General features: G+C 40.8%; 14 protein-coding genes. 8 read left to right on the plus strand and 6 right to left on the minus strand.

All coding sequences use genetic code 11. From position 1 onward, the window contains the following. Positions 1-173: 173 nt before the first annotated feature. The 7 genes from MK385_RS04925 (at position 174) to MK385_RS04955 (ending at position 5,180) form a co-directional block, all read left to right on the plus strand. Positions 174-692, plus strand: a complete 519-nt coding sequence (locus tag MK385_RS04925) for a Dps family protein (RefSeq protein ID WP_038806331.1) — start codon at positions 174-176, stop codon at positions 690-692. A gap of 208 nt (positions 693-900) precedes the next feature. Then, complete coding sequence (locus tag MK385_RS04930; protein ID WP_001061600.1) at positions 901-1,239, plus strand: zinc ribbon domain-containing protein YjdM; 339 nt, start codon at positions 901-903, stop codon at positions 1,237-1,239. Between the two features lie 2 nt (positions 1,240-1,241). Next, a complete protein-coding gene (locus MK385_RS04935) occupies positions 1,242-1,865 on the plus strand; it encodes a Pr6Pr family membrane protein (protein ID WP_084852578.1) in 624 nt (207 codons plus the stop codon). Positions 1,866-1,977: 112 nt separating this feature from the next. Beyond that, positions 1,978-3,129, plus strand: coding sequence for an MFS transporter (locus MK385_RS04940; protein WP_268725442.1), 1,152 nt, complete (start codon positions 1,978-1,980; stop codon positions 3,127-3,129). Positions 3,130-3,228: 99 nt separating this feature from the next. Then, positions 3,229-3,978 (plus strand): tRNA pseudouridine(38-40) synthase TruA, encoded by a 750-nt coding sequence (gene truA, locus MK385_RS04945; protein ID WP_268725443.1) that lies wholly within the window; start codon positions 3,229-3,231, stop codon positions 3,976-3,978. Further along, on the plus strand, positions 3,968-4,741 hold the full coding sequence (locus MK385_RS04950) for a bifunctional hydroxymethylpyrimidine kinase/phosphomethylpyrimidine kinase (RefSeq protein WP_268725444.1): 774 nt from the start codon (positions 3,968-3,970) through the stop codon (positions 4,739-4,741). Before truA ends, MK385_RS04950 begins: the two co-directional genes overlap by 11 nt. Beyond that, the gene (locus MK385_RS04955) at positions 4,719-5,180 is read left to right on the plus strand and encodes an ECF transporter S component (protein WP_268725445.1); all 462 of its coding nucleotides are present in this window, start codon (positions 4,719-4,721) and stop codon (positions 5,178-5,180) included. The genes MK385_RS04950 and MK385_RS04955 overlap by 23 nt, the downstream gene beginning before the upstream one ends. Positions 5,181-5,270: 90 nt before the next feature. Here MK385_RS04955 and MK385_RS04960 read toward each other — a convergent pair whose 3' ends face one another. From MK385_RS04960 to MK385_RS04985, 6 genes are all read right to left on the minus strand, one after another. Further along, the gene (locus MK385_RS04960) at positions 5,271-6,134 is read right to left on the minus strand and encodes a hypothetical protein (RefSeq protein ID WP_061408616.1); all 864 of its coding nucleotides are present in this window, start codon (positions 6,132-6,134) and stop codon (positions 5,271-5,273) included. A gap of 12 nt (positions 6,135-6,146) precedes the next feature. After that, the gene (locus MK385_RS04965) at positions 6,147-7,229 is read right to left on the minus strand and encodes a M24 family metallopeptidase (protein ID WP_268725446.1); all 1,083 of its coding nucleotides are present in this window, start codon (positions 7,227-7,229) and stop codon (positions 6,147-6,149) included. A 127-nt stretch (positions 7,230-7,356) separates the two neighbouring features. Further along, positions 7,357-8,139: a lipid II isoglutaminyl synthase subunit GatD gene (gene gatD / locus MK385_RS04970; protein WP_268725447.1), complete on the minus strand. Its 783-nt coding sequence runs from the start codon at positions 8,137-8,139 to the stop codon at positions 7,357-7,359. Next, on the minus strand, positions 8,139-9,482 hold the full coding sequence (gene murT, locus MK385_RS04975; RefSeq protein ID WP_268725448.1) for a lipid II isoglutaminyl synthase subunit MurT: 1,344 nt from the start codon (positions 9,480-9,482) through the stop codon (positions 8,139-8,141). Before murT ends, gatD begins: the two co-directional genes overlap by 1 nt. A gap of 296 nt (positions 9,483-9,778) precedes the next feature. Next, on the minus strand, positions 9,779-10,534 hold the full coding sequence (locus tag MK385_RS04980; RefSeq protein ID WP_042902569.1) for a hypothetical protein: 756 nt from the start codon (positions 10,532-10,534) through the stop codon (positions 9,779-9,781). Between the two features lie 604 nt (positions 10,535-11,138). Beyond that, complete coding sequence (locus tag MK385_RS04985) at positions 11,139-12,455, minus strand: FAD-containing oxidoreductase (RefSeq protein ID WP_268725449.1); 1,317 nt, start codon at positions 12,453-12,455, stop codon at positions 11,139-11,141. A gap of 340 nt (positions 12,456-12,795) precedes the next feature. Here MK385_RS04985 and MK385_RS04990 point away from each other — a divergent pair, with 340 nt between their 5' ends. Continuing rightward, positions 12,796-14,373, plus strand: a complete 1,578-nt coding sequence (locus MK385_RS04990; protein ID WP_268725450.1) for a DEAD/DEAH box helicase — start codon at positions 12,796-12,798, stop codon at positions 14,371-14,373. Positions 14,374-14,391: the final 18 nt, after the last annotated feature.

The raw sequence follows: 14,391 nt of genomic DNA on the forward strand, positions 1-14,391 counted from the left end.
ACAGTCTTCTAAGACTGTCTTTTTTTTAAAGACTGTATATTTTTCTTAAATTATCAGTCTATTACAACTTTTTTAATATGGGTTAATTTTCTTGCTTTTGTCTACTAGGTGTAGTATACTGAGGTAGTAATCAATAAATATGGTTACAAAAATAATATTATGAGGTGAAAAAAATGGTTGAATTGAAAAAAGATGCATTAAAAGACGTAACAACATTATCTAAGACAGCGCCAGTAGCATTGGTAAAAACAAAGGAAGTATTGAACCAAGCAGTAGCGGACTTGTATGTGGCTCACATTGCCCTTCACCAAGTACACTGGTATATGCGTGGTCGTGGTTTCCTCGTATGGCATCCAAAAATGGATGAATACATGGACAGCCTTGATGGCTATCTTGACGAAATCAGCGAACGTTTGATCACCCTTGGTGGCAAACCTTACTCAACTTTGACAGAATTCCTTCAACACAGTGAAATCGAAGAAGAAGAAGGAAAATTCCGTAACGTTGAAGAAAGTTTGGAACGTGTTCTAGCGATTTATCGCTACCTCATCACGCTTTTCCAAAAAGCTTTGGATGTGACTGATGAAGAAGGCGATGATGTTACAAACGATATCTTTGTTGGTGCTAAGGCTGAACTTGAGAAAACAGTTTGGATGCTTGCAGCAGAACTTGGACAAGCTCCTGGTTTGTAAAATATAGTTGCTACCCCTTTTATCATGAGGCGCTTGATAAGCGCCCATGAGCAATCATCTTTTAAAAGTCATGTAACTGTAAACAGTTGCATGATTTTTTGTCTGCTGGACTTAGGACACATTGTCAAAAGTAGGATTTTACGGTATAATAGTTGCTGTTCAATAACATATGAATTTTAAAGAATAATTGTTAGTTTAAGGAGGACTTATGAACAACTTACCAAATTGCCCAAAATGTAATTCAGAATATGTCTACGAAGACGGAAGTCTCTTGGTCTGCCCAGAGTGTGCCTATGAGTGGAATCCTGCAGAAGTTGCAGAAGTAGAAGAAGGTGTTGTTGCTATCGATGCCAACGGAAATAAATTGGCTGACGGCGATACTGTAACCCTTATCAAGGACTTGAAAGTAAAAGGTGCGCCAAAGGATTTGAAACAAGGAACTCGCGTTAAAAATATCCGTATCGTAGAAGGTGACCACAACATCGACTGTAAGATTGATGGTTTTGGAGCCATGAAACTCAAGTCAGAATTTGTTAAGAAAATCTAGCCATGAAACTGAACTACAAATTTATCTTTTATAGTCGTGTACTTTTGTTCTTAGCGGCATTTACAGGAGTTTATTTGGAGATTACCAAGCACGGTGGCTTTGGTATGCTCCTTTACTACACAGTGTTGTCCAATCTTTTGGTAACGATTTTCACGGGCTATCTGCTCCGTGTGATGAGTCGTTCAGGTGAAAATTGGCAAAGTCCGACCTTGCTTCGTCTCAAGGGTGGCGTTACCATGAGTATCATGATTACCTGTGTGATTTACCATTTTATGCTTGCTCCGATTGCGACAGATTTTTACAGAGTGGAAAATTTCCTTTGCCACTATATCGTTCCACTCTGGTTTTTAGCCGACACCCTCTTCTTTGATAAACAGGGTCGATACAAGATCTGGGATCCAGTCTTGTGGACCATCTTGCCCTTGGTTTATATGATTTTTGCCTTGTTTAACGGACTGGTCTTAAAACTCAATATTCCGAATTCCAAGGACAATCCCTTCCCTTATTTCTTTTTAAATGTGAACAAGGGGTGGGACGTGGTTATTAAATGGTGTTTGATCATTTTTGCGGCGTATATGGTTGCAGGCTTCATCTTCTATCTGATCAAGCAAATCAAGCGAAAATAGTCTTCCTATGAGGAAAGTTAGGACGGAGTCTCTAGTTCAATCGGGCTCCTTCTTTTCTTGCCATCTTCCTTTTACAAGGATCAACAGTGAGAAATATATAGAAAGAAAATCCATGAAACAATATTTAGAACGGGCTAGTATTTTGGCCCTCTCCCTCGTTTTGATTACCTCCTTTTCCATCTCAAGTGCTCTGCCAGCCATGTTTGACTATTATCAAGGCTACCCCAAAGAACAAATCGAGCTCCTGGTCAGTCTCCCTTCTTTTGGAATCATGATTATGCTGGTTTTAAATGGATTTTTGGAGCGTTTGCTTCCTGAGCGACTTCAGATTAGTCTGGGACTTCTCATCCTCTCTATCGGTGGAACAGCTCCCTTCTGGTATCAGGATTATAACTTTGTCTTTGCTATGCGGATTTTATTTGGCTTGGGTGTTGGGATGATCAATGCCAAGGCCATTTCCATCATCAGCGAACGCTATCATGGAAAGACACGGATCCAGATGCTGGGTCTCCGCGGATCAGCAGAAGTTGTCGGGGCGTCGATTTTGACTCTAGTGGTCGGTCAGCTCTTATCCTTTGGATGGACAGTGACCTTCTTGGCCTACAGTGCGGGATTTTTAGTATTGATTCTTTATCTGCTCTTCGTCCCTTATGGGAAAGAAAAGAAAGAAACAAAGAAAAAAGAGGCCGAAACGACTCGTTTGTCAGGACAGATGAAAGGCTTAATTTTTCTATTAGCTGTCGAAGCAGCAGTTGTTGTCTGTACCAACACAGCTATCACCATTCGTATTCCTAGTCTGATGGTGGAAAGAGGTCTAGGGGATGCCCAGTTATCGAGTTTGGTTTTAAGTATCATGCAGTTGATTGGTATCTTGGCAGGTGTGAGTTTTTCTTTCTTTATCTCTCTGTTTAAAGAAAGGTTGCTCCTTTGGTCAGGTATCACCTTTGGATTGGGGCAGATTGTGATTGCCTTGTCTCCGTCATTGGGTGTGATGGTAGTTGGAAGTGTTGTGGCAGGTTTTTCTTACAGTGTGGCCTTGACCACTGTCTTTCAGCTTCTTTCTGAAAGAATCCCAGCCAAGCTCCTTAATCAGGCAACATCATTTGCAGTGCTAGGATGCAGCTTTGGAGCCTTTACGACACCTTTCATTCTTGGGGCAATCGGCTTGGTGACTCAAAACGGTATGTTGGTCTTCACCATTCTAGGATGCTGGTTGATTGTCACTTCTATCTTTGTTATGTACGCACTTCAAAAGAGAGCTTAGGATTGGTTTCCTAAGTTTTTCTTTTCGGAAATTTTGTACCCATACAATTATCGGTTTTTAAACTTGTTTACACTTTTATTTCCTGATAAAATAGAAGTTATGACAAGATATAAAGCAATCATTTCCTATGACGGTTATGCCTTTGCTGGTTTTCAGCGCCAGCCTCATGCGCGGAGCGTTCAAGAGGAAATCGAAAAAACTTTAACGAGACTCAATAAGGGGCAAGCCATCACTGTACACGGTGCTGGTAGGACTGATAGTGGGGTCCATGCTCTGGGACAGGTGATTCATTTTGATCTGCCCTATCAGATGGATGAGGAAAAACTCCGTTTTGCTCTGGATACCCAGTCTCCAGAAGATATCGATGTGATTTTGATTGAGATTGTGGCCGATGATTTTCATTGCCGTTATGCAAAACATAGCAAGACCTATGAGTTTATCGTGGATAGAGGGCGCCCCAAAAATCCGATGCGCCGTCACTATGCTACTCACTTTCCCTATCCCCTCGATGTGGAGCGGATGCAGATGGCAATCAAAAAGCTAGAGGGAACCCATGATTTCACCGGTTTTACTGCCTCTGGGACTAGTGTAGAGGACAAGATTCGGACCATTACAGAAGCCAGTCTTAGTGTTGATGAGACAGGCCAATTTTTGACCTTTACCTTTTCAGGAAATGGTTTCTTGTATAAGCAGATTCGCAATATGGTGGGGACACTGCTCAAAATCGGAAATAATCGAATGCCAGTTGAGCAGATTGAATTGATTTTGGAGAAGAAGGACAGACAGCTAGCAGGTCCAACGGCTGCACCGAATGGCTTGTATTTAAAGGAGATTCGATATGAAGAATAATCGCATTTTAGCCCTTTCTGGGAATGATATTTTTAGTGGTGGTGGTCTGTCAGCTGATTTGGCTACCTATACCTTGAACGGCTTGCATGGTTTTGTAGCAGTGACTTGTTTGACAGCCTTGACAGAAAAGGGGTTTGAAGTCTTTCCAACTGACGATGCCATTTTTCAACATGAATTGGATAGCTTGCATGATGTCGAGTTTGCAGGGATTAAGATTGGCCTTCTCCCTACTGTCAGTGTGGCTGAGAAGGCCTTGGATTTTATCAAGCAACGTCCAGGAGTGCCTGTGGTATTGGACCCCGTCTTGGTCTGCAAGGAAACGCACGATGTAGCTGTTAGTGAGCTCTGCCAAGAGTTGATTCGTTTTTTCCCTCATGTTAGCGTGATTACGCCTAATCTCCCTGAAGCAGAATTATTGGCTGGTCAGGAAATTAAAACCTTGGAAGATATGAAAGCTGCAGCGCAGAAATTGCATGATTTAGGAGCGCTAGCAGTCATTATCAAGGGAGGCAATCGCCTTAGTCAGGACAAGGCTGTGGATGTCTTTTATGATGGACAAACTTTCACTGTCCTAGAAAACCCAGTCATTCAAGGCCAAAATGCTGGTGCAGGTTGTACCTTTGCCTCAAGCATCGCCAGTCACTTGGTTAAGGGTGATGAACTTTTACCAGCAGTAGAAAGTTCTAAAGCTTTCGTTTACCGTGCTATTGCACAAGCAGATCAATATGGAGTAAGACAATATGAAGCAAACCAAAACAACTAAAATCGCCCTTGTATCCCTCTTAACCGCCCTTTCTGTGGTTCTAGGTTATTACTTGAAAATTGGAACGCCAACAGGAATATTGACTCTCTTGGATGCAGGTGTTTTCTTTACTGCCTTTTACTTTGGCAGTAAAGAAGGGGCCGTCGTTGGGGGACTAGCAGCTTTTCTGCTTGACCTTCTATCAGGCTATCCACAGTGGATGTTCTTTAGTTTAGTGAACCATGGCTTGCAAGGATTTTTTGCAGGTTTTAAAGGGAAGTGGCAATGGCTAGGCCTTGTCTTGGCTACTGTCGTCATGGTAAGTGGCTATGCCCTAGGTTCTACCCTAATGAATGGCTGGTCAGCAGCCTTGCCAGAAATCCTTCCAAACTTCCTGCAAAATACCTTGGGAATGGTTGTGGGGTTTGTAGTCTTTCAGAGTGTTAAGAAGATTAAGTAGAGAGGTTGAGTCAAAAGTCTTTAAAATCAAAAAACGCATAGTATCAGGTGTTGAATAAACTTGATACTATGCGTTTTATTATTTTGACTCTCAGTCTTCCTGTAGATAATAGGAAATTACAACAGAAGAATTACTATCAAAATAGGAATCTTTATCAAAATATTTGCAATTTTCTATTGTAATACTATGTATTTTGTAATTCTTAATAAAATGAGGTAATTTTTCATATTTTTCTTCAAGTAATGTTACATTATGAAATCCAATATTCTCAAAAAGCTCTTTTACTTCGAAAGGTTCTTTTGCAAGTAAAATCTCATAATCATCAGGTGGAAGAATATACTGATTCTTTAAAATATCATTAAGCCGCTCCGAAATTCGTAAACTAACATTTTTAGGCATACTTGAGTCAGTGTTTTCACTTGAGATTCTAACTTTTCCTGTTAAAATTCCATAATCATTATAATCTAAAGTAAAACACCAAGTTGAAATTCGACTATTTGAATATACCTCCAAATTAATTAAAGCTTGGCTAATTTCTACTTTTTTTATTCGAATAATTTTATCGGTTTCTTCGTGAATTATTCTATTGAACTCTTCTTGATTTAAGAATTCTGGAAATTGAATGGATAAAGATTGTCTAAGCTCCTCATCTTGTTTCTTTTCAAGACGCTCTTGACTATTCCATGAGTGTACTTCAAGAATAATATTTACAACTTTACCTGGAATACTTATAACATTAGAAATTCCTGTCATAGTATTATTGACTATATTCACAGCTCCATCTACAGTATTGCCAGTTATTTTTGAAGTTTCATCGACAACTATTTTTACGGCTTTTGAAGTCTCATTAGCAATATCATTAACAACCTTCGAGGATTCATTAACGATACCATTAACAACCTTAGAAGTTTCGTTAGTAACGTTGTCAACTAATTTAAAGAAATCATTTAACATAAAATAATACCATTAATCAAAATAAAGCAAATCTTTGCTGGTGCTTGTAAAGAGGTCAAAGCCATCCTTAGTGACGACACCGCAATCTTCGATACGGACCCCGACTTTACCAGGGATATAGATACCTGGTTCAACAGAGAAGCACATGCCTTCTTCGATGACCATGTCGTTTCCTTCCATGATAGAAGGGAATTCGTGGACATCCATACCGATACCGTGACCGAGACGGTGGTTGAAGTACTCACCATAACCAGCTTTTTCGATGACTTCACGGGCAGCGCGGTCTACTTCATGAGCAGTCACACCAGGTTTGATAAAGTCAAGGGCAGCTTGTTGGGCTTCAAGGGTCAAGTTGTAAATATCTTTTTTGAATTGGTCTGGTTTGCCGACAGCGACCGTACGAGTCATATCTGAGGCGTAGCCATTAACCATGACACCAAGGTCAAAGAGGAGAAGGGCGTCTTTTTCAACTTTGTTTGCTGCTGGGATACCGTGCGGATTTGCAGCATTATCGCCAGTCAAGACCATGGTATCAAAGCTCATTTCATAGCCTTCACGTTTCATGGCAAAGTCGATTTGGGCAATGATATCTGTCTCTGTCTTATCAAGAGAAATATTGTCAAAACCAACCTTAACAGCCTTATCAGCATAGAGACCTGCAACCATCATTTTTTGCACTTCGTCAGCTGATTTGATGAGGCGCATGCGTTGGATACGAGGAGTGAGGTTTTCAAAGTCAGCAGTTTCAAAGACAGTTTTTAAGCCATGATATTTTGTCAAGATGAGATTGTCAAACTCAACAGCGACACGTTTGAAGTCGTGCTGAGGCAAAGCGTTTTTGATTTTTTGCCATGGATTTTCAGAATCCACATAGCCCACAACTGGGAAAGAGACAGTGCTGCTTGCACGCTCAACCTCAAGGGCTGGGACAAAGAGGAGAGGTTCCTGATCTGCTAAAACAAAGAGGAACATTTGGCGTTCATGGGGATCACTGTAAAAGCCAGTGAGGTAATTGATAGTGACGGGGTCAGATACGACAGCGACGTCTAGTTTTTCTGATTCAAGATATGTTAGGATTTGTTGTAATTTAGACATATGCTACCTTCTTTCTACCCCTCTATTTTGGCAAAAAAAGAGAGAAAATGCAAGGGAGAAGGGTAAAAGAACAGGCAAAAAGAACTCCGATATGATAGCGGAGTTCTTTGATCTAATTTTCCTTAGTTTAAGAAAAGTCAGCCTTGCTTTTCACGTCGCTGTATTCTTCAGCGATTTCTTGACTGAGGATGTCCTCATAGGCAGGGAGTTGGATGTCCTGACCGTATTTCTTCTTGAGAGCAGTAGTGACGAGGCGATAAGCCAGATTGGCATTACGAGAGAGGATAGGTCCGTGGAAGTAGGAACCAAAGACATTCTTATAATGAACCCCTTCGCCGATTTTTTCTTCGTTATTTCCATTTCCATAGACAACCTGACCCAGCGGTTTTTGGTCATCTGAGAGGAAGGTGCGACCCTGGTGATTTTCAAATCCATAGTAGGTTTCATTGAAATCTTCATTGTGAATCTTGATGTCACCGATAAAGCGGTTATTGGTCTGGTTGAGGGTATAGTGGCCCATGACCCCTAGCCCTTCGATACGTTTGCCTGAAGCTTCAACATAATATTGACCCAATAGTTGGAAACCACCACAGATGGCTAGCACCACACCATCATTTTGGATGTAGTTGTCAATGCTCTCTTTTTTAGCAGGTAAGTCGCTAGCGATGATACTTTGTTCAAAGTCTTGACCGCCACCGAAAAAGGCGATATCGTAGTGGTTTTCATCAAAGTCATCATGGAGAGAAACGATGTCGACTGTTACATGAGCCTCCAGTTTTTCAGCTACATACTTGAGCATGAGGATGTTTCCATTGTCACCATAGGTATTCATGAGGTTTCCATAGAGGTGGGCAATGTTTAGCTGATAAGGGTAGTTGCCAGCTTTTGAGGAAAGTGAAGTATAAACCATTAGTTCATCTCCTTTCTAACAATCTGACGACTAGCCAGCAGTTCGCGGAATTCCAGCATAGCAGTATAAGTAGCCAGGATATAGGCATGTTTGCAGTCCTGGTTCTCAATGGTCTTGAGAACTTGTTCCAGACTGCTTGTCTCAGTGATTTTATCAGCTGGGTAGCCAGTCACACGAAGACGACGTGCGATTTCAGAATGACGAACGCCGCCAGCGTTGATTTCAGGAATGTCCATGTCAGTGATTTGTTCAAAGTCAGCATCCCAGATCCAGCTAGTGTCAATCCCATCAGCATAGTTGGCGTTGAGAAGGACAGAAAGGCTAAATGAATAAGGCGCTAGTTTAATCATCTCGATAGCCTGAGTTGCACCGACTGGATTCTTAATCAAGACGAGAGTACATTCCTTATCACCGATATGGAAGGTTTCTTGACGACCAAAGACAGCACGGCTCTTGTCAAATCCTTGCTTGATGAGTTGTGAATCTGCACCGAGGAAGCGAGCAATAGCAACCGCAGCTAGCGCATTGTAGATGTTGTAAAGTCCACCGATTTGGATGCCGTACTCTTGTCCGTCAATGACAAAGCGGGAGCGATTGTTGGTTAACTCAACCAAGTCTGTCAGACGGTAGTCCAAGTCAGGTCGTTTGCAACCACAATTTTCGCAGATATAGGCACCCAAGTTAGCATAGGTATTGTGCTCGTATTTGAGGATACCTTGGCAGTCAGGACAGAGAATTCCTTCGGTATTGTAGTGAGCCAGTTGGGCTGGTCCTCTTTCCAAGTCAAAACCAAAATAGTGTACAGGATTTGGAATAGCTGGCTTGTAGAAAAGTGGACTGTCACCATTAAGGAGAACAGTAGCCGTAGGAACCTTACGAATGGCATCCAAAATCATGTTATAAGTTGTGTAAATCTCACCGTAACGGTCCATCTGGTCACGGAAAATATTAGTGATGACAAAAAGGCTAGGCTGGATATAGTCACAGATACGAGAAAGACTGGCTTCGTCAATTTCGAGGACAGCAATGTTTTTCCCAGTTTTAGAAGATTTGGCTGTTAGGAAGGTTGTTGCAATCCCTGTAATCATGTTGGCACCACTAGGATTGGTCAGAACCTGACCATAAACTTCTTTTAAAATGCCGACAGTCAGGGCGGTTGTTAAGGTTTTTCCATTGGTTCCAGTGACCACGACAATCTCGTAGTTCTTAGCTAGGTTTTGTAAAATATCTTTATCAAATTGAAGGGAGAGTTTTCCAGGGAGCGTACTTCCACGGCCAAGACGGCTCAAGATGAAGTGAGAAGAGCGCCCAGCTAGAAGGCCCAAAGTAGTTTTTAATTTCATGTTTCTATTATATCATACTGCGCCCAGCAGTCCAATAACTAAAGTAACCTCTAAGATCAACTAAAGAAGTAACCTTAGAAGTGCTTTTTAGGTTCTGATTAAACCAAACCAATCAAATACAATACCTTTGGATTTGATAACTTTGGCAACTTTAAGAAATAAATCTTTCTCACTCTGAATATAAGAAAGGAGAGGACATCGATTATCCTCTACAGGTTTTAAAATTTCATTAATCTATTATAACTGACAAAGATACCTAACTTTTGGGATTTAGATCATTTTTTGGAAAGTCTCTTTTATAATAAATTACGAATTTTTTCTTTTATAAATGCGTTAAGAGGATAGTGTTTATCAAGATATTCTAGGAGTGCCTGAGCAGATTCAGAAATTCGTTCGTAACCTTGCAAAAAGTGAGGCAATTGTTTGGCCTCGTTTGGATAACCTTTTTCAAATCTTCTGTTGTTGTTAAAAATATCTATAAAATCAGATTTAGAAGTTTTTTCCAAATTGATTAGTTCGGTCCAAAGCTTGACGGATCTGTTTTGGATGAAATCATAAGCAGCCAATTTTTCGCCTCGTTGATAGCGACCTAGTCCTATATATAGATTGCATAAAATTTCTCCCAACAGCCATTCACGGTCTCTATTTTCCTTTGATGGCAATCTTTGTGGCTGGCAGATTGTTCCATCAAAACCGACCTCCTTCCAGATAATCTTGCCTTCAGCGAAGGGAATGTTTACTAGTTCATGAGCTTCAAAGACAGCAAATTCACAAAAAACATCATCTTCAAATAGAACTTTATGTCCGTCCACTGTATTTTGGTAGTGAAATGCAATTGGTTCTAGATTACTTAACCAAGTTAGATCCTGTATATAGGCCTGCTTGTAGCCATCTTTTACAATAACAAAAAAATCCAAATCTGAGTATTGATCCAATCGGTCTCTTTCTACTCCGCAAGAACCAAGTGCCAGCAAAGCTAGTGCTTGTCTAGAATCTTTTAGAGACTGACCAATATCATCTAGTCTTTGTAACAGTAATTCTGTTTTATTCATAATCGTTACCTCATTATTTCTTGTTTACAGACATTATATAGTTAATGTTTTCGAAAGTCAATTTCATCCCATACCAAATATATACTAATGTAATATGGGATTTCTTTCGATATTTTTTACAATGATAAAGTTTAAACATTTTGCAGGGTATTGCTCATATTATCAAGAATGAAGAAATTTGAAGTATCCTTTGATTGATTAGAAAGTGATTCTTATCTTTAAAAAGATTAAATAATTTGGAAAATATTTAAGAAGAAAAAATATATCGACTTAACCATCAATTTGCAAACGGTAAAACCTTTCCACAAACGATGAAAATACACATACGACCCGCGCAAAGAGTGGATAATTTACTAATTAGGCATGAAACAATCATTGCAAAATATACTTTTTAAATTATCCATAAAACGATGAGCTGAAGCGAGTTATTCAAAGTCATATGTATTGCTGATATTTGAAAGAGTGACCTGAGACCCAATATATAATTAGGACTGCTAAGTAAAGTTTGGACATTATATCATAAAAGAGAGAAAAGACAGATTTGAGATTTCGCAGAAGCAAAAACAGCCCAAAGAGGGCTGTTAGCTAACAAATCAGTCTCAACTTAAATCGCAAACAAGTCATTCAAGTTCTCAGCCAAGGTTGGGTGAGTGAAGATTTGTTTTGTGAAGTAAGTATAAGGGATTTTGTTGTCCATCGCAACAGTGATGATGTTGATGATTTCTTGAGAGCCTTCTGAGAAGATGCTTGCTCCAAGAATTTCTTTTGTTTCAGTATTAACAACAGCTTTGAAGGCTCCGTGAAGGTCTCCGTTTACGTGACCACGAGGCATGGCAGCAACAGGGATTTCTTTCACTGCGTATGGAAGTTTCAAATCAGCTGCTTGGCTTTCCGTCAAACCAACTTGTGAAAGTGCAGGTGTGATGAACATGGTGTTTGGCACATTGAGACGGTCTTCAAGAGTGTAGCTACCATCTCCAGCAAGGTAACTATAGACAACACGGAAGTCATCAAGTGAGATGTAGGTAAATTGAGGTCCACCGTTGACGTCTCCAACTGCGAAGACACCAGGAACGTTTGTTTGACAGTGTTTGTCAACCTTGATAGCACCACGTTCCGTTAGTTCAATATCGGTATTCTCAAGTTGAAGTGGTTCGACGTTTGGTTTACGTCCAGTTGCATAGAGAAGGGCGTCGAAACGGTAAGTTTCGTTTTCAGTTACGACGAGAACTTGGTCACCGTCGTTTTTGATTTCAGTGGTACGGATGTTTTGAAGCAATTCAATACCGTCTTCTTCCATGTATTGCTTAGCAAGAGCTGCGATGGAAGGTTCTGCACGAGGTAGGAAAGTATCCAAGGCATCTAGGACTTTAACCTTGCTTCCAAGTTTGTTGTAAAGGCCTGCAAATTCAAGACCGATATTTCCGCCACCAAGGACACCAAGTTTTTCAGGCAATTTGTCCAAGTTTTGAATACCAGTCGAGTCAAAGACATTCTTACTTGTAGCAAGTCCAGGGATTGGCAAGACGTTTGAAACAGCACCAGTGTTGATGACGATAGTTTCAGCAGTCAATTCTTGTTTTTCATCACCAGCTTGGATTTCGATGACTTTGTTTGAAAGGAAATGCGCTTCCGCATCAAAGATATCGACACCTGTACCAGCAATAGTCGCATAGTTTTTACCGTTGAGGCGACTAGTGATAGTATTTTTGGTAGCAATGACTTCTTCAAAAGACAAATCTTTCTCAGCAGCAACTAGCAAGGTTTTAGTTGGAATACATCCGATGTTGATACAAGTTCCACCGTACATAGCTTTGCTACGTTCAACGAGGGAAACTTTTTTGCCAGCTGAAGCTAATTTACCAGCTAGTGTTTTCCCAGCTTTACCAAATCCAATAACGATTAAATCATATGTTAACATTTATAGTCCTCCTATTCGATTTTCATTCTAGCATAAGAAAACACTTTTTGCACAAATCTGCTACGGGAAAAAATATTGGACTAAAATAGTCTAACGAAAGCTTTCGGGAATCAAGTTCAAAAAATAGAAAAATCGTTTACATGATTTTCCTTAAAGATTCTACTATCTTTTGCCCCGCTCTTGTGTTATACTAGATAAGTTGCAAAGAAACCAGTACTTTTCTTTCGTGGAAAAGAAGCAACACGGTATCTCGTTTTTGTTGAAGATACGTCATGAAAAGAAAAGTATAAACTAAAGCCCTATAGGGTGGCTTCGCACCACCTTTAGAAAGAAGAAAAACGTGAAATTTAATGAATTTAACTTGTCTGCTGAATTGCTAGCAGAGATTGAAAAAGCTGGATTTGTAGAAGCAAGTCCCATCCAAGAACAGACCATTCCATTGGCTCTTGAGGGGAAAGACGTTATCGGTCAAGCCCAGACTGGTACAGGGAAAACCGCGGCCTTTGGCTTACCAACCCTTGAAAAAATCCGTACAGAAGAAGCAACTATTCAAGCCTTGGTCATCGCTCCAACTCGTGAACTCGCTGTTCAAAGTCAAGAAGAACTCTTCCGCTTTGGTCGTAGCAAGGGAGTGAAAGTTCGCTCAGTTTACGGTGGTTCCAGCATTGAAAAACAAATCAAAGCCCTTAAGTCGGGTGCTCATATCGTTGTAGGAACACCAGGTCGTCTCTTGGACTTGATCAAACGCAAGGCTTTGAAATTGCACGATATTGAAACCCTCATCCTTGATGAAGCGGACGAAATGCTCAACATGGGCTTCCTTGAAGACATTGAAGCCATCATTTCCCGTGTCCCTGAAAATCGTCAAACCTTGCTCTTTTCAGCAACCATGCCAGATGCTATCAAACGTATCGGTGTTCAGTTTATGAAAGACCCTGAGCATGTCAAGATTGCTGCCAAGGAATTGACAACAGAGCTGGTTGATCAGTACTATATCCGTGTCAAGGAACAAGAGAAATTTGATACCATGACGCGTCTCATGGACGTGGAACAACCAGAACTTGCTATTGTATTTGGTCGTACTAAACGCCGTGTAGATGAATTGACTCGTGGTCTTAAGATCCGTGGCTTCCGTGCAGAAGGAATTCATGGTGACTTAGACCAAAACAAACGTCTTCGCGTCCTTCGTGATTTTAAAAATGGCAATCTTGATGTTCTAGTTGCGACTGACGTGGCAGCACGTGGTTTGGATATCTCAGGTGTGACCCATGTCTACAACTACGATATTCCACAAGACCCTGAAAGTTACGTTCACCGTATCGGTCGTACAGGTCGTGCTGGTAAGTCAGGTCAATCTATTACCTTTGTTTCTCCAAATGAAATGGGCTACCTTCAAATTATTGAAAACTTGACTAAGAAGCGCATGAAAGGCTTGAAACCAGCGACAGCAGAAGAAGCCTTCCAAGCTAAGAAACAAGTAGCGCTCAAGAAAATCGAACGAGACTTCGCAGACGAAGCCATTCGTGGGAACTTTGAGAAATTTGCTAAAGACGCTCGTAAGTTAGCTGCTGAATTTAGTCCAGAAGAATTGGCTATGTATATCTTGAGTCTGACAGTCCAAGATCCAGACAGCCTTCCTGAAGTGGAGATTGCGCGTGAAAAACCACTGCCATTTAAACCATCAGGTAATGGCTTTGGTGGCAAAGGCAAGGGAGGTCGAGGAGGCCGTCGTGGAGACGACCGTCGAGATCGTGATCGCCGTGGCAATGGTCGCCGTGATGATTTCAAGAAAGGCAGTCGTGGGAACGATCGTTTTGATAAAGACAGACGTTACCGTAATAAAGACAATAAAAAACCTCGCAACACTTCAAGCGAAAAGAAGACTGGCTTTGTTATTCGTAACAAAGGAGACAAATAGAAAAAAGCGATTCACACT

Origin of the sequence: Streptococcus oralis, assembly GCF_026782125.1 — a bacterium.
GTDB classification, from domain to species: domain Bacteria; phylum Bacillota; class Bacilli; order Lactobacillales; family Streptococcaceae; genus Streptococcus; species Streptococcus oralis_CE.